Origin of the sequence: Streptomyces sp. LMG1-1-1.1, assembly GCF_040815545.1 — a bacterium.
Taxonomy (GTDB): Bacteria; Actinomycetota; Actinomycetes; order Streptomycetales; family Streptomycetaceae; genus Streptomyces.
On sequence record NZ_JBFPNH010000050.1, the window covers coordinates 1 to 17,164 of the forward strand.

Annotated in this window: 12 protein-coding genes; 5 read left to right on the forward strand and 7 right to left on the reverse strand. The window is 73.3% G+C overall.

All coding sequences use genetic code 11. The annotated features are described in order from the left end of the window. On the reverse strand, window positions 1-164 hold a 164-nt coding region (locus MRBLMG1_RS27295), incomplete at its 3' end, for a transposase (RefSeq protein ID WP_367826810.1). 182 nt (window positions 165-346) lie between these two features. Here MRBLMG1_RS27295 and MRBLMG1_RS27300 point away from each other — a divergent pair. Continuing rightward, a complete protein-coding gene (locus MRBLMG1_RS27300) occupies window positions 347-1,738 on the forward strand; it encodes an NAD(P)/FAD-dependent oxidoreductase (protein ID WP_367826780.1) in 1,392 nt (463 codons plus the stop codon). Window positions 1,739-1,824: 86 nt separating this feature from the next. After that, window positions 1,825-3,090, forward strand: a complete 1,266-nt coding sequence (locus tag MRBLMG1_RS27305) for an MFS transporter (RefSeq protein ID WP_367826781.1) — start codon at window positions 1,825-1,827, stop codon at window positions 3,088-3,090. Between the two features lie 31 nt (window positions 3,091-3,121). Here the strand turns inward: MRBLMG1_RS27305 and MRBLMG1_RS27310 are convergent, their stop codons facing one another. Further along, a complete protein-coding gene (locus MRBLMG1_RS27310) occupies window positions 3,122-6,838 on the reverse strand; it encodes a choice-of-anchor D domain-containing protein (protein ID WP_367826782.1) in 3,717 nt (1,238 codons plus the stop codon). A 331-nt stretch (window positions 6,839-7,169) separates the two neighbouring features. Here MRBLMG1_RS27310 and MRBLMG1_RS27315 point away from each other — a divergent pair, with 331 nt between their 5' ends. Continuing rightward, on the forward strand, window positions 7,170-8,603 hold the full coding sequence (locus MRBLMG1_RS27315) for a chondroitinase-B domain-containing protein (protein WP_367826783.1): 1,434 nt from the start codon (window positions 7,170-7,172) through the stop codon (window positions 8,601-8,603). Window positions 8,604-8,653: 50 nt separating this feature from the next. On the opposite strand, the gene MRBLMG1_RS27320 is transcribed toward MRBLMG1_RS27315, so the two are convergent. Continuing rightward, the gene (locus MRBLMG1_RS27320; RefSeq protein ID WP_367826784.1) at window positions 8,654-9,319 is read right to left on the reverse strand and encodes a GOLPH3/VPS74 family protein; all 666 of its coding nucleotides are present in this window, start codon (window positions 9,317-9,319) and stop codon (window positions 8,654-8,656) included. Between the two features lie 175 nt (window positions 9,320-9,494). On the opposite strand from MRBLMG1_RS27320, the gene MRBLMG1_RS27325 reads away from it, so the two are divergent. Together MRBLMG1_RS27325 and MRBLMG1_RS27330 are read left to right on the forward strand one after the other, a co-directional pair. Next, entirely contained in the window at window positions 9,495-10,439 is a 945-nt protein-coding gene (locus MRBLMG1_RS27325) for a LysR family transcriptional regulator (protein ID WP_367826785.1), read from the forward strand. Window positions 10,440-10,531: 92 nt separating this feature from the next. Further along, window positions 10,532-11,905 (forward strand): carbohydrate-binding protein, encoded by a 1,374-nt coding sequence (locus MRBLMG1_RS27330; protein ID WP_367826786.1) that lies wholly within the window; start codon window positions 10,532-10,534, stop codon window positions 11,903-11,905. Between the two features lie 75 nt (window positions 11,906-11,980). Here MRBLMG1_RS27330 and MRBLMG1_RS27335 read toward each other — a convergent pair whose 3' ends face one another. The 4 genes from MRBLMG1_RS27335 to MRBLMG1_RS27350 form a co-directional block, all read right to left on the reverse strand. Further along, window positions 11,981-13,384, reverse strand: coding sequence for a GH1 family beta-glucosidase (locus MRBLMG1_RS27335; protein WP_367826787.1), 1,404 nt, complete (start codon window positions 13,382-13,384; stop codon window positions 11,981-11,983). 101 nt (window positions 13,385-13,485) lie between these two features. After that, window positions 13,486-14,427, reverse strand: coding sequence for a carbohydrate ABC transporter permease (locus tag MRBLMG1_RS27340; protein ID WP_367826788.1), 942 nt, complete (start codon window positions 14,425-14,427; stop codon window positions 13,486-13,488). Continuing rightward, the gene (locus MRBLMG1_RS27345) at window positions 14,424-15,389 is read right to left on the reverse strand and encodes a carbohydrate ABC transporter permease (protein WP_414721649.1); all 966 of its coding nucleotides are present in this window, start codon (window positions 15,387-15,389) and stop codon (window positions 14,424-14,426) included. Before MRBLMG1_RS27345 ends, MRBLMG1_RS27340 begins: the two co-directional genes overlap by 4 nt. A gap of 224 nt (window positions 15,390-15,613) precedes the next feature. Continuing rightward, the gene (locus tag MRBLMG1_RS27350; RefSeq protein ID WP_367826789.1) at window positions 15,614-16,918 is read right to left on the reverse strand and encodes an extracellular solute-binding protein; all 1,305 of its coding nucleotides are present in this window, start codon (window positions 16,916-16,918) and stop codon (window positions 15,614-15,616) included. Between the last annotated feature and the right edge of the window lie 246 nt (window positions 16,919-17,164).

Below are 17,164 nucleotides of genomic sequence, written 5' to 3' on the forward strand. Positions count from 1 at the left end.
CGTTCAGCCATCGGCTGCATCGACTTCCTGCGGCCGTCCAGCAGCAGCCCCCGCAGATATAACGCGCCCTTCGCCCGCTGATCCCGACGCACCAACGGCGCGAACACCTCCGCCGCGAACTCCTCCAACCGGCCCCGCACCGCAGCAAGCTCCCCAGCCCTCATACAGCCAGCGAACTACCACCCACCCACCACGACAAGACCACCTAACAAAGCACTACTAGGAGGTGGTCGCGGGGGAGGCTTACGTCAACACCATTGACCTTGTTCCGCGCGGCGGAGTCTCATGGCGGCACTTCGGAGACTCCCCGCGCCCCGGGCGTCTCCGCGACCCGTAAGGAACGCCCATGGATCACCTCACCTCGCTGCGGGACGTCGAGCACACCCCGTTCTGGCTCGACGACCCCCGCCGACCGCAGCCCGCCCCCGCGCTCGTCGGCGGCACCACCTGCGACCTGCTCGTGGTCGGCGGCGGCTACACCGGCCTGTGGACCGCCCTCGTCGCCAAGGAGCGCGACCCCTCCGCCGACGTCGTCCTCGTCGAGGCGGACGAGGTCGGCGGCGCCGCCTCCGGCCGCAACGGCGGCTTCTGCGAGGCCAGCCTCACCCACGGCCTGGCCAACGGCCTCCAGCGCTGGCCCGACGAGATCGGCCTCCTCGAACGGCTGGGCCGCGAGAACCTCCAGGCCATCGAGGACGCCGTCGAGCGCTACGGCATCGACTGCGACTGGGAACGCACCGGCTCCCTCGTCGTCGCCACCGAGCCGTACCAGCTCGACGGCCTCGCCGAAGAGGCCGAGGCCGCCTCGCGCTACGGCGGCAAGCCGCTCCTCCTCGACGCCGAGGCCGTCCGGGCCGAGATCGACTCCCCGACCTTCCTCGGCGGCCTGTGGAACCGGGACGACGTCGCCATGGTCAACCCGGCCAGGCTCGCCTGGGGCCTCAAGCAGGCCTGTCTCGACCTGGGTGTCCGCATCCACGAGCACACCCCCGCCACCTCGCTCGACGAACACGGCGCCGTGATCGCCGTGGCCACCCCCTACGGCCGGATCACCGCGCGGCGCGTGGCGCTCGCCACCAACGCCTACCCGTCCCTGGTCCGGCGCCACCGCCCGTACACCGTCCCCGTGTACGACTACGCGCTGATGACCGAGCCGCTCACCGCGGAGCAGCTCGCCTCCGTCGGCTGGACGCGCCGCCAGGGCTTCGCCGACTGCGCCAACCAGTTCCACTACGTCCGGCTCTCCGCCGACGACCGCATCCTGTGGGGCGGGTACGACGCCGTCTACCACGGCGGTCCCGTCCGTGCCGAGCACGACCGGCGGCCCGAGACGTACGCGACGCTCGCCGACCACTTCTTCACCACGTTCCCGCAGCTGGAAGGGGTTCGGTTCAGTCACGCCTGGGGCGGGGCCATTGACACGAGCACCCGTTTCTGCGTTTTCTTTGACACGAGTCACCACGGCAAGGTCGCCTACGCCGCCGGCTTCACCGGCCTCGGCGTCGGCGCCACCCGCTTCGGAGCCGAGGTCATGCTCGACCTCCTCGCGGGCGAGCACACCGAGCGCACCGGCCTGGAACTCGTACGACGCAAGCCCCTGCCCTTCCCGCCCGAGCCCGTCCGCTCGATCGGCATCAACATCACCAAGTGGTCCATGGCGCGCGCCGACCGCAACGAGGGACACCGCAACCTCTGGCTGCGCACCCTCGACCGCTTCGGCCTCGGCTTCGACAGCTGACCCGGTCCCACCGCTCTTCCGCTCCCGCTCACGCATGACCCGCCGCGACGCCCGCACCCCCGGCGTCGCGGCCGAGGAGAACCGACATGAACGCACCCGAAGTCCGGCCGGCCGGCCCGGCGGAGTCGGAGCCGCGGACCCCCGGCCGGACCGCCGACCGAGGGGCCCTGCTGCGCCTGATGCCCATGCTCACGGTGGCGAACGCCGCCATGTTCATGGTCTACATGGGCATCGGCGTGGTGCTGCTGCCGGTCCAGGTCGAACTGGTCGACCCGGCGAACAAGGTCGCCAACTTCGGTCTCGTCTCCGGTGTCGCCGCGATCTTCGCCACCCTCTTCAACCCGATGGCGGGGCTCCTCTCCGACCGCTCGGGGCGGCGCAACCCCTGGATCCTCTGCGGCGGCCTGGCCGCCCTCGGCGCGCTCGCCCTGCTGGGCGCCGCCCGGACGGTCCTCCTCGTCACCCTCGCCTGGTGCCTCGTCCAGGCGACGATGAACGTCTACCAGGCCGCCCTGACCGCCGTCGTCCCCGACCGGGTCCCCGTCGCGCGCCGCGGCCTGGCCTCGGCGATGGTCGGCATCGGCACCCCCATCGGCTCCGCCGTCGGCATCTCCGCCGCCGCCCTCTTCGTTCCCGGCGACATATCCCTCGGCTACCTCGTCCTCGGCGCGGTGATCGCCGGCGCGGCCGTCCTCTTCACCGCCGTCGTCCGCGAACGCCGGCGACCCGCGGGCGCACCCGTCCCGCTGCGCAAGCAGATGGCCGCCTTCGCCGACACCATGAGGTCCGCCGACTTCCGCTGGGTCTTCATCGGCCGCTTCCTGATGATGCTGGGCTTCTTCTCCGTCGCCCTGTTCCAGATGTACATCCTCCAGGACCACATCGCGCTCCCCGAAGGGCTCGACCCCACCGAGGCCGTGGCGTTCATCGCCCCGATCGACGCCGGTGTCACCCTGCTCGCCACCGTCCTCGGCGGGCTGCTCTCCGACCGCATCGGCCGCCGCAAGCCCCTCGTCGGCATGTCCTGCGCCCTGTCCGGCCTCGCGATGACCGTGCCGGTCGTGAAGCCGGACTGGACCGGCATGCTGATCTTCACGGTCGTCGCGGGACTCGCCTTCGGCTGCTACATGGCCGTCGACACCGCCCTCGTCACCCTGGTCCTGCCCAGCGCCGAGGACGCGGCCCGCGACATGGGCGTCCTCAACATCGCCAACGCCGGCCCGCAGATCCTCGCCCCGTTCCTGGCCGCCCTGCTCGTCGGGGCGATCGGCTACGACGGGCTGTACCTGACGGCCGCCGTCATCACCCTCGTCGGCGCCGCCGCGGTCATCCCGATCAAGTCGGTGCGCTGAACCCGGGGGGAACCCCCTGTCCCGGGTCGTCTCAGTAGCCGATCCGCACCCCGCTGACCGTGTGGCGGTCGGTCAGGCCGCCGTTGGCGGCGCTGAACCCGACCAGGACGTTCGGCGGCAGCGTGATCGCCACGTCGATGACCTGGGTGCCGTCGACCAGCACGATGAGGCGCCCGGCCGTGGTGACGTTCACGTCGATCACGTGGCTGCCGGTCCGCAGGGCGGGGACGGACGTCGAGGTCGCCGCGTACCGCAGGGTGGTTCCGGTGCCGCCGGTGGACACGGCGACGAAGTTCGCCGAAGGGTCGTTGCCGTTGCGGTAGGTGTCCAGGGTGACCGCGACCCCGGGCAGCCCGCTGAAGCCGAGCCCGCCGCCCCCGTTGCCGAGGGACGTCGGCGTCGCCCGTGTCGCGTCGAGGAGCACCAGGGCGAGCCCGTCGGCGCCGGTGCCGCCCGACAGGGTGGCGGTGAAGCGGGCCCGTAGCCGTGCCGAGGGAACGGGCGTGGCCTGGATCGCCGAACCCTTGGCGTAGGCCTCGGCGGGGGTGAGGACGAGCGAGGTGCCGGACAGGGCGGCGTTGCCGTTGTACGTCCAGCCGTTGGGGCCGGGCGGTGGCAGCGCGTACGAGGCGGCGGTGATGACCGCACCCCGGACGGCGTGGATGTCGGTCACGCCGCCGGTCCCGCCGCCGAACGCGAGGAAGGCCGTCGGCGGCAGCGACGCCACCGTGGTCCGCAGCCGCTGGACGCCGTCGACGGTGACCGTGATCGTCTTGCCGGCGACCGTGACGGAGACCGCGTGGGTGCCCGACCGCAGGTTCGGCACGTTCGGCGTGGTCGCCGCGTAGGCGAGGGTCGAGCCGGTGCCGCCGGTGGCGACGCCGACGAAGTTCGTGTACGGATCGCCCGTGTTGCGGAAGGTGTCGAAGGCGACGGCCACGCCGGGCAGGCCGGCGAAGCCGAGCCCGCCGCCGACGCCGCCGAGCGCGGACGGCGTGGTCCTGGCCGGGTCGAGGAGCGAGAAGGACAGGCCGTCGGCGCCGGTGCCGCCGCCGATCACCGTGGTGAACGACGCCTTCAGACCGTCGGTGAGCACCGGCACGGGCCAGACCGCCGTACCCCGCTGGGAGGCGGTCGCCTGGGTCAGCTGGAGGTCGTTCCCGGAGATCCGCGCGGAGCCGTTCAGCTTCCAGCCGCCCGCGCCGGGCGACGGCACGTTGACCACGGTGCCGGAGGTCCCCGTACCGGTCAGCGACTCCTTCAGGGGCCCCTGCCCGTCGTCGGCGGTCAGCTCGTACCCGGCCGTTACGGCTCCGATGGCCGTCGGCGAGAACGTGACGGCCTGATGGACCACGTCCTCCGGACCGAGGACCTGGCCCTCGCTGATCGGGTTCGTCACGTGGAACGGCGCCGCCGGAGGCTTGGCCTTGGTGATGGTGAGCGGGATGTTGCCCGTGTTGCTGATGTCGAAGGTCCTGGTGACCGACTCGCCGACCCGCACCTGACCGAAGTCCGTCGAGGTGGGCGTGATGGTGAGCACGGCCCGGCCGGTCACCGCCGTCCCCGCCAGGGACACGGACGCGGTCCCGCTCCCGCTGGAGACGGCGACCGTCCCCGTGTGCTCCCCGGCGACGGTCGGCGCGTACGTCACCTGGACGGTGACGGACTGGCGCGGACGCACGACCGTACCCGCGACCGGCGGGTCGACGGCGGTGAACGGGCTGCTCGGCAGGGAGACCGAGGAGATGGTCTCGTCGGTGGTGCCCGTGTTCGTGAACGTCACGCCGAGCGCCTTGCGGGACGTGGTCGGGACCGTTTGGAAGTCGAGCGAGCCGGGTGACGCGAGGAGACCCGGCCGGGTCCCGTAACCGGTCAGACCGAGCGCGCTGTCGCCGACGTTCGTGGAGAAGGTCAGCGCGGAGGTGTCGGCCCCCGGCGACGTGGGGGAGAAGGTCACCTGCGCGGTGTGCGTCTCACCCGCCCGCAGCGTGCGCGGCAGACCGGCCGAGGCCGCCGAGAACGCGCTGCCGGCCGGGGTGCGCACCCCGGTGAGCGTCACGTCACGGGTCGCCGTGACGGTCGCCGTGGCCGTCCCCGACGCACCGACCGCGACGTCGCCGACGTCCACCGGCTCGCCGTGCAGCGCCGAGTTCGCGGGACGGCCGAAGGACATCACTCGGCCGTCCCGGGTGCCCACGTAGATGCGCCCGTTGTCCGTGGCCGGCACGGCGAACTTCGACGCCACCCCGATGGGTGCCGACCAGCGGAGCCGCAGCTCCCCGTTCACGGGCACGGCGTCGTACGCGCGCAGCTGCCCGTTCGCGCCGTTCGCCCCGTCGGAGGCGACGGCCCACACCAGCGCCGAGCCCGGGTTCGTCCCGGTGGACGTCACCACCGGCGAACCCGAGGTGTAGCCGAACCGCTGGGCGCTGCTCCCGGTGTTGCTGAGCACCGGCAGGCCCGAGCCGGACAGCCCGTACGCGAAGGCCCGCAGCGGCCCGCCGCTGCCGATGGTGTAGACGTACCCGCCCTGACCGCCGTACACGGCAGGGTGCCCCCACACCCCCTCGTACGGCCCGAACACGCCGACCACCTTGTCGGTTCCGCCCGGACCCTGGCTGCGGCCGCCGAGGTCGTCGCGGTCGAGGAGGAAGAGCCGGCCGTCCTTGCCGATCTCCGCGAGCAGCCGCGGGTACCGGCTGGTGCCGAAGTAGGGCTCCGGCAGGCCGACCGGGCCGCCGGAGCCCAGGTCGGTGTCGTTCAGGTCGAGTTGGGAGGCGTTGGCGGGGCTGAAGAAGTCCTGCGCCGACATGGTGCCGTCGCTGTTCACCCCGAGCCGCACCACCGACTCCGCGAGCTGGCCCGGCGGCCGGTTGCCGGGTCCGGGCGCGGGGGAGACCCCGTTGCCCGTCGAGAACAGGATCCGGCCCGGACCGTCGGAGACCAGACCGCCGCCGCTCATCCACACGCCGCCCATGCCGTTCGCCGACGCGTCCTCGGTCGCCCACAGCGTGGTCTTGCGGGTCGTCGTGCTGACCCCCAGGACGTAGCCCACGTACGGCCCGCGGTCGCAGTGCGAGGCGAAGGCCGCGTACACCGAACCGCCCATGAGGAGCAGCCCGGGCCGCTGCCCCGCGGTGTACGGGTTGAACGCCCGCCCCGGGTCGTTCACCGGGGCGCCCGCCACCTTGACCGGCCAGCCCGCCCGCTCGGCGCCCGTCGCGGGGTCGAGGGCGTGGACGTACCAGTTGGGGTGCTGGACGTCGGGGCCGTCGTTCACCTTGGAGGTCAGGTAGACGGCGTTGCTGACCGGGTCGTACACCGGCGTCGCCGTGACCCCGATGTTCGGCACCAGGTCCCCGCAGCTGACGGCGGAGGCGGGCCACGGCGCGCCGAGGTCCTTCGTCCAGCCGATGCCGCCGGTGGCCGCGTCGATGCCGTACGCCTTGTTGTTCTCCGTGGCCGCGACCAGCGTCCGCCCCACCACCAGCGGCTGGGCGTAGACCTGGCCGTCGACGGCGGTGGAGAACTGCAGGCCGAAGTCCGAACTGGACACCTGGTCGGGGCCGAGCCCCGGCTCGTCGCGGTCCCAGCCGGTGCGCAGGTCGTCGTGCGAGATCGTCGTCTGGTCGGCGACGAGCCGGGAGGGCAGCGCGGGGGAGCCGAGGGCCGTCGCCGGGCCCGCGGTCAGGGAGAACGTCAGAGACATCGTCAGCAGCCGGGTGATCGCCCTGCGTCGGCCGGTCATCTCCCCCACCTTCACGTGGACCCGCGAGGACGAAGACCGGTTCGCTCCGCCGGCCCCATCCTGAACCGTCCGTCCGCGCGCGTACACCCCCCTGCCCCGGCCCTTCCCGAGGTCCACCCGATCGGGCCCCGGGTGAGGTGCCCGGTCGGGGGCGTTAGCGGAACGGCAGCGGGACGTGAGCGGCGGGCGGCAGAGTGGGGCTCGTCCCGTCCTGACCAGGCCGGATCCGGGGCGGGCCGTGGGGGCCCGCACCGGATCCGGCCCGGTCGGGACGCGAACGGCGTCCCGGCGTCGGGCACCGCGCGAACTCCCCTCTTCCCCAGGAGGCATCATGCGACGAAGGACCTTCCTCAAGGGCTCCCTCATCGGCGCGGCGGCCGCCGCCGTCCCGCTCGACACCCTGCCCGCCCCCGGCGCCTCGGCCGCGACCCTGCCGACGGTCACGTCCCTGGCCGAGCTGCGGAGCGCGATCGACGGGGCCGTCGCCGGCGACCGGATCGTCGTCGCGGACGGCACGTACACCGTCCCGCCGGGCGACGCCCTCACCGTCGAGGGCAGGAAGGGCACCGCCGCCGCGCCCATCACCATCGTCGCCGCGTCCCGGGGCGGCGCCGTGCTGCGCGGCGAGCGCAGCTTCGTGTTCCGCGACTCGGCCTACGTCACGGTCAGCGGCTTCGCGTTCCGGCAGAGCGAGACGCTCGCGATCCCGGCGGACAGCACCGGCATCCGGCTGACCCGCAACGACTTCCAGCTCGCCGACGAACCCGGCCTCGACTGGGTGCTCGTGGAGGGCGACGACGCCAAGATCGACCGGAACCGGTTCCACGACAGGACCACGCAGGGCATCTTCCTCGTCGTCGACGGCCCCGGCACGACCGCCGTCGCCCAGCGCCTCCACGTCTTCAAGAACCACTTCGCCCGCCACGGCTACACCGGCGCCAACGGCGGCGAGTCGATCCGGCTCGGCGTCAGCAGCCGGGCGCTGTCCGGCGCCCACGCGATCGTGGAGTACAACCTGTTCGAGCGGTGCGACGGCGACCCCGAGGCCATCTCGGTGAAGTCCTCGGACAACACCATCCGCCACAACACGATCCGCGACAGCCAGGGCGGCATCGTGCTGCGCCACGGCAACCGCACCACCGTGGAGGGCAACTACCTCCTCGGCGGCAAGGAGGGCATCCGCCTCTACGGCAACGACCACCTGGTCGTGAACAACCACCTCGCCGGCCTGACCGGCCGCGCGCTCGTCATCGGCAGCGGCACCACCCGCGACCACACCGACGGCGAGACCACCGAGCAGCGACGCGGCAACGACGCGTGCGACCGCGCCGTCATCGTCCACAACACCCTGCGGGGCAACAAGAGTTCGCTGTCCGGAGAGAGCCGCGAGCAGGAACCCCGGGACGTCGTCGTCGCCGACAACCTCCTCGTCGGCGACGTCGGCAGCCTCGTCGCCCTGGGCCGGACCACCGGCTTCACCTGGCAGAGCAACATCCTCTGGGGCGCCGCCGCCGACGGCACCCTCCCCGCCGCCGGCTACACCCGTGTCGACCCGCGCCTCCAGCCGGACGCCGACGGCATCCACCGCCTGGCGGCGGACAGCCCCGCGATCGACGCCGCCACGTTCACCGGCCCCTCCGTCACCGAGGACATCGACGGCCACCCGCGCGGCACCGTCCGCGACATCGGCGCGGACGAGTACGCGCCCACCGCGCCCCTCCGCCGCCCCCTCACCCCGGCCGACGTCGGCCCCAACGCCTCCTGACCGACCGCGCGGGGCCCCGGCCGGCGGGCGACGGGCCGAGGATCCGCCGGTCAGCCCACGGCGGCGACCGTGGTCGCCACGGTGACCGCGGCCATGGCGGACTGCAGGTCGCGGATCGCCTTCCGGACGCCTTCGGCGACCCACTGGCCTTCCGTGATCTGCTCCAGGCGGGGCGCGACCTGCTTGCGGGGCACGTCGGGGAAGGCGAGTCGGTGCAGCTTCGCGCCGTGGACGAGGGCGAGCAGGCCGGCGGTGCGCGCGTCGGGCTCGGCGCCGCCGAGGACGACGGCGCGGAGCCGGTCCCTGAGCTCGCGCTCGGCGGAGCCGTCGGCCTCCGGATAGCGGGTGACGGGGAAGAGTCCGAGCACCTTGCGCTGTTCGGCGTGGACCAGGCCCCGCCCGCGCAGGCTGTCGACGGTCGCCGGCACGGCCTTGGTGTGGTCCTTCGTCAGCCACTGGGTGACTTTCGGCGCCTGCTTCCTGCCGGCCGCCCAGACGGTCACCATGCGCAGCCGTTCGTCCAGGAGGGGAACCCCGGTCGGGGCCGGGTCCGTGACCCGGATCCGACCCCCGTCGACGGCCACGCGGCCGGCCAGGGCGAGATCGAGGAGGATCCCGCCCGCGACGGCCCAGGCCGCGGACTGCCGTTCCTTCGCCTCCCCGGACGCGTCGTCCAGGGACAGCAGCATGATCTCCTCCGCGAGCGTGACCGCCACCGCGTGCTCCTTGCCCTCGTCCGCCTCGGCGGCCCGGCACCCTGCGGACCCCGACCGCCCTTCGACCGGGAAGACGGTCCGAAGATCGTTCCGGTTCCCCCTGGAGCGGCGGGGAAGGGGACGCGGCACACCGCCTGGTCTGGACCTATCGGTCGACCGGCGTCAAGCTCCCCGTATGGACTTGGAGTTGAGACACCTGAAGACGATCCGGGCCATCGCGGACGCGGGGAGTCTCACGCGCGCCGCCACCGTCCTGGGACTGGCGCAGCCGGCGCTCAGCGCGCAGCTGAAGCGGATCGAACGGGCATTGGGCGGAGAGCTGTTCGTGCGCGGACGCGACGGCGTACGGGCCACGGCGCTCGGCGACCTCGTCGTGGAACGGGCACGCGTGGTGCTGCCCGCCGTGTGCGAACTGCAGGAGGAGGCGGTGCGCTTCGCGCGCCGAGGCGCGGACGGATACCGGCTCGGCGGCACGCACGGCCCGCTGCTCGGAGGACTCGTCGACCGGATCGCGCACACCGACCCGGGGGCGCAGGTGACCACCTCCACCTCGTGGTCCGAGCGCGAGATCGCCTGCGGAGTGGTCGCCGGACGGCTCGACTTCGCCCTCGTCGGCGTCTGCGGCGAGAGCGGCGCACCCGAGGCGGGCCGGCTGGCGTGGACGGAGGTCGCCCGCGACCCGGTGTACGTCATGCTCGCCGCCGACCACCCGCTGGCCCTCCGCACCGAGATCGACCTCGCCGAACTCGCCGCCGAGGCCTGGACCGACGTCCCGGGCGACGGCTGCTTCGGCGACTGCTTCGCGGCCGCCTGCGTGCGCGCGGGCTTCACCCCGGCCTGCGTGTACGAGACGGACACCGCGTCCTGCGTGCACCTCGTCCAGGTCGGCCGGGCCGTCGGCCTGTGCCGGGCGACCTTCCCCGTGACCCCCGGCCTCGTCACCCGCCCGCTGGCCGGCGCGCCCCTGGTCTGGCGGCACCTCCTGGGCTGGCACCCCGAGGGCCGCGCCGCCGACCGGGCCGCCGCCGTCCTGCGCCACACCCGCGCCGCCCACGCCGACGCACTGGCCCGGAGCGCCGGCCGAACCCCGGCACCGCACCTTCCGGCGGCCGGGGCATAACGCGAGGGCAGGGGCCAACTGGCCGCTGCCGCCTCCTCGTCGGGACTCCTACCTTCTCAGGAGATCCTCCACCGAGAACCGAGGAGACACCCATGCTCCGACGACACGCCCGCACGGCGTGTACCGCCCTGGCCGCCGCCGGAATGGCGCTGGCCGCCCTCCAGGCAGGCTCCGCCACCGCGGCCCCGCAGGCGCGGGACACCGCGCGGACCCCCGCCGCAGGCACCGCCGCGCAGACCCTCGGCGCGGACTCCGCCCGGCCCGAACTCCTCCGGGCCATGGGACGCGACCTGGGCCTCACCCGGGAGCAGGCCCTGCGCCGCCTCGCCCACGAGGCCGAGGCCGGTGCCACCGCGGCCCGGCTCCGCCAGGACCTGGGCGGGGCGTTCGCCGGGGCGTGGGTGGACGGCGCCGAGGCCGGCACCCTGACCGTGGCCACGACCCGGGCCGCCGACACGGCCGCGATACGGGCCACCGGGGCGCGCGCCCGGCTCGTCGCACACAGCCTGACCGCCCTGGAGCGCGCCAAGGAGACCCTCGACCGGGCCGCCACGGCCGAGGCCCCCGTCCGCTACGTCGACGTGCGGGCCAACGTCCTCGTCGTCGAGGAGGCGAAGGCCGGCGCCGGGGCGAGGCTCGTCCGGGCCACCGGCGTGCCGCGCGACCTGGTCCGCGTCGTCCGCACGGCCGAGGCACCGCGCCCGCTCTACGACATCCGGGGCGGCGACGCCTACTACATGGGCGGCGGCGGCCGCTGCTCGGTCGGCTTCGCGGTCACCCGCGGCACCACCCAGGGCTTCGCCACCGCGGGCCACTGCGGTCGCGCCGGCACCACCACCAGCGGCTTCAACCAGGTGGCGCAGGGCAGCTTCCAGGGCTCGATCTTCCCCGGCAACGACATGGCCTGGGTCGCGGCCAACTCCAGCTGGACCTCCACCCCGTACGTCAAGGGCTCCGGCGGCAACGTCCAGGTGACCGGATCGGTCCTCCAGCCCGTCGGATCCTCCGTGTGCCGCTCCGGATCCACGACCGGCTGGCACTGCGGGACCGTGCAGCAGCACAACACGAGCGTCACGTACGCCGAGGGCACCATCACCGGGGTGACCCGGACGACCGTCTGCGCCGAGCCCGGCGACTCCGGAGGCTCGTACATCTCCGGCAGCCAGGCCCAGGGCGTCACCTCGGGCGGCTCCGGCACCTGCTCCAGCGGCGGCACCACCTTCTTCCAGCCGCTGAACCCGCTGCTCCAGACCTACGGCCTGACCTTGAAGACCACCGGGAGCGACCCGGGCCCGGGCCCCGGCCCCGGCGAACCTCAGCCGGGCGGCACCTGGGCGGCGGGCACGGTGTACGCGGCCGGTGACACGGTCACGTACGGCGGCGGGAGCTACCGCTGCCTCCAGGGCCACCAGGCCCAGCCCGGCTGGGAGCCGCCGAACGTCCCGGCCCTGTGGCAGCGCCTGTGAGGCCGGACCGTCCCTGACCGGGGGCGCCGCGCACCCGGGGGGGGTGGTCGCGGCGCCCCCTCCGCGCCGCCGGGCTCAGGACGGCGCGAGGCCGCCCCGGCCGATGACCTCCGCGTACCAGCGGGCGCTGTCCTTGAGCGTCCGCCGCTGCGTGGCGAAGTCGACGTGGACGATGCCGAACCGCTTGCTGTAGCCGTACGCCCACTCGAAGTTGTCCAGGAGCGACCACAGGAAGTAGCCCCGCACGTCCGCGCCGTCCGCCAGGGCGCGGTGCACCGCCGCGAGGTGCGCGTGCAGGTACGCCACCCGCTCGGGGTCCTTCACCCGGCCCGAGGGGTCGGCGTAGTCGTCGTACGCCGCGCCGTTCTCCGTGATCACCAACGGCACGCCGGGCAGCTCGTCCCGCAGCCGGACGAGGAGCTCGTGCAGCCCGTCCGCGTCCACCGGCCAGTCCATGGCGGTACGCGGACCGGGCGCGGGCTCGAACCGGACGTGCCGCTCCGCACCCGCCCACGGCGACGGAGACTCGGAGGAACCGGCGGCGACGACGGCGGGGGAGTAGTAGTTGATGCCGAGCGAGTCGAGCGGCGCCGCGGCCGCCGCGAGGTCGCCGTCCTGGACGAACGACCAGTCCGTGACCGCCGCCGTGTCACGGACCAGGTCCTCGGGGAGCCGGCCGTGGAACACGGGGTCGAGGAAGATCCGGTTGCCGACCGCGTCGATCCGCCGCGCCGCGTCCAGGTCCTCCGGCGCCTGCGAACGGGCGCGGACCGCATGCAGGTTGAGCGTCAGGGACACCTCGGCGGAGCCGGGCAGCGCGCCGCGCAGCACGCGCGCCGCGAGCCCGTGGGCCAGGTTGAGGTGATGGGCGGCGCGCAGCGCGGCCAGGTCGCTGGTCCGGCCCGGTGCGTGCACGCCGTTGCCGTAGCCGAGGAACGCGGCGCACCACGGCTCGTTCAGCGTCGTCCAGGTCGCCACCCGGTCGCCCAGCGCGTCCGCCATGATCCCCGCGTACTCGGCGAAGCGGTACGAGGTCTCCCGGTGCGGCCAGCCGCCCGCGTCCTCCAGCTCCTGCGGCAGGTCCCAGTGGTAGAGCGTCGCCACCGGGCGGATGCCGGCCTCCAGGAGCGAGTCGGCGAGCCGCCGGTAGAAGTCCAGACCCTTGCGCACGGCGGGGCCCCGCCCGGTCGGCTGCACCCGGGGCCAGGCGATCGAGAAGCGGTAGTCGGTGACCCCGAGCCGCCGCATCAGGGCGATGTCCTCGTCGACCCGGTGGTAGTGGTCGGCGGCGATGTCCCCGGTGTCGCCGTTGCGGACCTTGCCCGGGGTGCGGCTGAAGGTGTCCCAGATGGAGGGCGTGCGGCCGTCCTCGGCCGCCGCGCCCTCGATCTGGTAGGCGGCGGTCGCGGTGCCCCAGCGGAACCCCTCGGGGAACCGGAGGGCGGTCGTGGCGTCGGTGTGGTTGTCGAGCGCGGTCATGGGGCGGGAACTCCCTTGGAGTGAGACGTCTTGGGGAGAGGCAGGGGGGCGAGATGCGGGTTCGGGTGCGGGGCTCCCGGCGGCGGGCGGCCGGCGGCGGGTCAGCCCTTGACGGCGCCCTGCATGATGCCGCCGACGATCTGGCGGCCGAGGAGACCGAAGACGAGCAGCACCGGCAGCGTGCCGAGCAGCGTGCCCGCCATGATCACGGACTGGTCGTGGACGTAGCCGCCGCCGAGCTGGCGCAGCGCGACCTGGACGGTGGGCTCCGAGGAGGTCAGGGCGACGATCGGCCAGAAGAAGTCGTTCCACGCCGCCATGAAGGTCAGCAGGCCGAGCACCGCCATGCCGGGGCGGGCCACCGGCACCACGATCGACCAGAAGATCCTCGCCGTCGACGCGCCGTCGACCCGGGCCGCCTCGATCAGCTCGTCGGGCAGCGACTGCACCAGGTACTGCCGCATGAAGAACACCCCGAACGCCGACACCAGACCCGGCAGGATCACCGCCTGGAGCTGGTTCACCCAGCCCAGTTCGGCGATCAGCATGAACAGCGGGATGACGCCCAGCTGCGGCGGGATCATCATCGTGCCCACCGTGATCGCGAGCAGCGCGCCCCGCCCCCGGAAGCGCAGCTTGGCGAAGGCGAAACCGGCCAGTGTGCAGCACAGCACGGTGCCCACGGTGATCGAACCCGAGACCAGGAGCGAGTTCAGCAACGCCTTGCCGATGTCCGCCTCCTCGATGACCGCCTCGAAGTTCCGCATCAGGTTCGGGCCCGGCAGCAGGGACGGCGGGACCCGGGCCAGGTCGGCGTTGGAGCGGCTGGCGGCGACGATCGTCCAGTAGAACGGGAACGCGGACACGAGGACCGCGACGATCAGGACCGCGTACGCGACCGGGCCGGCGTGCAGGGTGCGCCCCGCCCGCGAGGCCCCGCGGCGCGGCCGGCCGGTGCGCAGGGGAGCCCGTCGGCCGCCGGCCGACGGGGTGGCGGGGGCGGTCGGCCCCAGGGCCGCCGCGGGGGCGATCGGCGCGGTCATCGGCCGGCCTCCTTGCGGGAACGGCGGCGCGCGAGCAGGGCGTTGACCCCGACGAGCACCACGATGAGCAGGAACATCACCCAGGCGATCGCCGCCGCGCGGCCCAGGTGGAAGAAACCCCAGCCCTGCTCGTACATGTAGAGCCCGAGCGTCTGGTACTGGTGCGAGATGCCGCCCGATATCTGTCCTTCGAGCAGCAGCGGCTCCCCGAAGAGCTGGGTCGCCCCGATCGTGGAGACGACGACGGTGAAGACGATCGTGGGCCGCAGACCGGGCAGCGTGACGTGGAAGAACTGCCGCCACCGCGAGGCCCCGTCCATCGCGGCGGCCTCGTACAGCTCGTGCGGGATGGACTGCATGCCCGCCAGGTAGATCAGCGCGTTGTAGCCGGTCCAGCGCCAGACGACGATGCTCGACACGGCGATCTGCGAGGCGACCGTGTCGTTCTGCCAGTCGACGGGGTCGACGCCGACCACGCCCAGGGCGTAGTTGACGAGCCCGAAGTCGCTCCCGAAGAGCTGGGCGAACACCAGCGTGGCCGCGGCGACCGAGGTCGCGTACGGCAGCAGGATCGCGGTCCGCAGGAAGGTGCGGCCGCGCAGCCGGTAGTTGAGCAGGTGCGCGAGGCCGAGCGCCATGACCAGCTGGGGCACGGTGGAGAGCACCCCGATGGTGAACGTGTTGCGCAGCGCGAGCCAGAAGTACTCGTCGCCGAGCAGCGCGGTGTAGTTCCCGAAGCCGCGCCACTGCATGTCGCCGGGCGTCTGGAGCTCCACCCGGTACAGCGAGACGTACGCCGTGTACACCAGCGGGAACAGGCCGAACGCGGCGAACAGGGTGAAGAACGGGGCCAGATAGGCGTACGGCGAGAACGTCCGCCAGGCCCGCCGGGCGGATCCCCGCCGCGGGGGCGGGGCGATCCGGCCGGGCGGTGCCGGTGCCTGGGATGCGGTGAGGGTCACGGTGCGGCCCTTCGGTGAGAGGTCGGTGCGGTCGGGGCGGGGAGGGCGCCGGACGACCGGCGGTGCCGGTCGTCCGGGGAGGCGCGGGCGGGGCGGCGGTGCCGGTCGTCCGGGAGTGCGTGGCGTCGGCGGTGCGGGGTCGTCGGGGAAGGCGCGGCCGGCGGCCGTGCGGGGCGACTGGCGGTGCGGGTCGGCCTAGGGTGCGGGGCGGCCGACCGGCCGCGTCAGCCGATGGTGTTCTCGACGCCCTTCTTCGCGTTGGACCAGGCCTTCTCGGGCGAGGTGCCCTTGCGCTCGACCTCGCTCAGGGCGTTGGTGATCTGCTGGGCGATGTTCTGGTCGTGCACGCCGAGGACCTGGACGGGGGCCGCCTTCGCCGCGTCACCGAAGATCTTCCCGATGGGGGCGTCGGAGAAGAACGGGTCCTTCGCGCCGGTGACCTTCTCGATCGCGCCGGTGGCCGAGGGGAAGTTGCCCTGCTTCTCGAAGAGCCGGGTCTGCTGCTCGGGGGCGGTGAGCCACTTGATCAGCTCGTACGCCTCCTTCTTGTGCGCGGCGGCCTTGGGCACGGCGAGGTAGGAACCGCCCCAGTTGCCGGCGCCGCCGGGGAGCGGGGCGACGTCCCACTTGCCCTTGCCGGTCTCACCGGCCTGGCCCTTGATGTAGCCGAGCATCCAGGCGGGGCAGGGGATGGTGGCGAAGGAGCCGGCGGCGAAGGCCTGGTTCCACGCGGGGGACCACTGGTCGAGCTTGGCGCTCAGGCCGTCCTGGGCCGCCTGGACGGAGTGGTCCCAGGCGGTGCGGAGGGCGGGGTTGTCCTCCCAGATCAGCTTCCCGGAGGCGTCGTAGTACCGCTCCTTCTCCTGGCCGATCATGATCGAGTAGAGGCTGCCGACGCTGTCGAGCCAGGCGCGCTTGCCGGAGGCCTTCGCCTTGTACTGCTTGCCGAGATCCAGGTAGCCGTCCCAGGTGGCCCACTTCTTCGCCAGCTCGTCCCGGTCGGTCGGCAGCCCCGCCTGCGCGAAGAGGTCCGTGCGGTAGCACATCGCCTCGGGGCCGACGTCCGTGCCGAGGCCGAGGATCTCGCCGCCCTTGCCGGTGGCGGCGGCCCACTTGGCGGGGGCGAACTGGTCCTTGAGGGAGTCCGCGCCGTACTTCCCGAGGTCGGTGAAGCGGTCGGCCTGCTGCTGGGTGACGGAGGCGATCCGGCCGACCTCGATGCCCTGGACGTCGGCGAGCCCGCCGCCGCCGGCGAGCCGGGTCTGGAGGGACTTCCAGTAGTCGGCCTCGTCCTCGGTGTCCGTCTGCTTGATGGTGACGCCGGGGTGGAGCTTCTCGTACTCGGCGTAGAGCCCGGCCTCCTTGTATCCGAAGGAGCCGAACAGGTCCACGGTGATCGTGACCTCGCCGCCCGCGCCGTCCGAGGACGTGTCGTCCGTCGAACCTCCACAGGCGGCGAGGAGTGCCCCGGTGAGCGCGACCGCCCCCAGGCGGACGGCGGTTCTCTTGGCGGCTCGGGCGATGGGCATGGGAAGCCTCCCTTGGCTCCGGAACGAGCGAGAGCGGCTGAGAGCGCTCTCAAGCTTGCGGAGGGAGCGTGCCTGCGGAGCGGCGCATCCGTCAAGGCTCGAAGGCGTAACGGACGAGACACGACCTCAACTCCCCTCTGTGTTCAAGCTCTTGACACACTCGTTTCGAGGGTTTTACGTTTCCGGCCATCTGAGAGCGCTCTCAGCAAGGCTCACCGCGACTCCGCGACGACATGAGGTGCCGTT

Excerpts from the sequence above, each read along its gene's own strand:
- MRBLMG1_RS27300 (WP_367826780.1), top strand. The coding sequence starts at position 347 with ATGGATCACCTCACCTCGCTGCGGGACGTCGAGCACACCCCGTTCTGG.
- MRBLMG1_RS27305 (WP_367826781.1), top strand. The coding sequence starts at position 1,825 with ATGAACGCACCCGAAGTCCGGCCGGCCGGCCCGGCGGAGTCGGAGCCG.
- MRBLMG1_RS27310 (WP_367826782.1), bottom strand. The coding sequence starts at position 6,838 with ATGACCGGCCGACGCAGGGCGATCACCCGGCTGCTGACGATGTCTCTG.
- MRBLMG1_RS27315 (WP_367826783.1), top strand. The coding sequence starts at position 7,170 with ATGCGACGAAGGACCTTCCTCAAGGGCTCCCTCATCGGCGCGGCGGCC.
- MRBLMG1_RS27325 (WP_367826785.1), top strand. The coding sequence starts at position 9,495 with ATGGACTTGGAGTTGAGACACCTGAAGACGATCCGGGCCATCGCGGAC.
- MRBLMG1_RS27330 (WP_367826786.1), top strand. The coding sequence starts at position 10,532 with ATGCTCCGACGACACGCCCGCACGGCGTGTACCGCCCTGGCCGCCGCC.
- MRBLMG1_RS27335 (WP_367826787.1), bottom strand. The coding sequence starts at position 13,384 with ATGACCGCGCTCGACAACCACACCGACGCCACGACCGCCCTCCGGTTC.
- MRBLMG1_RS27340 (WP_367826788.1), bottom strand. The coding sequence starts at position 14,427 with ATGACCGCGCCGATCGCCCCCGCGGCGGCCCTGGGGCCGACCGCCCCC.
- MRBLMG1_RS27350 (WP_367826789.1), bottom strand. The coding sequence starts at position 16,918 with ATGCCCATCGCCCGAGCCGCCAAGAGAACCGCCGTCCGCCTGGGGGCG.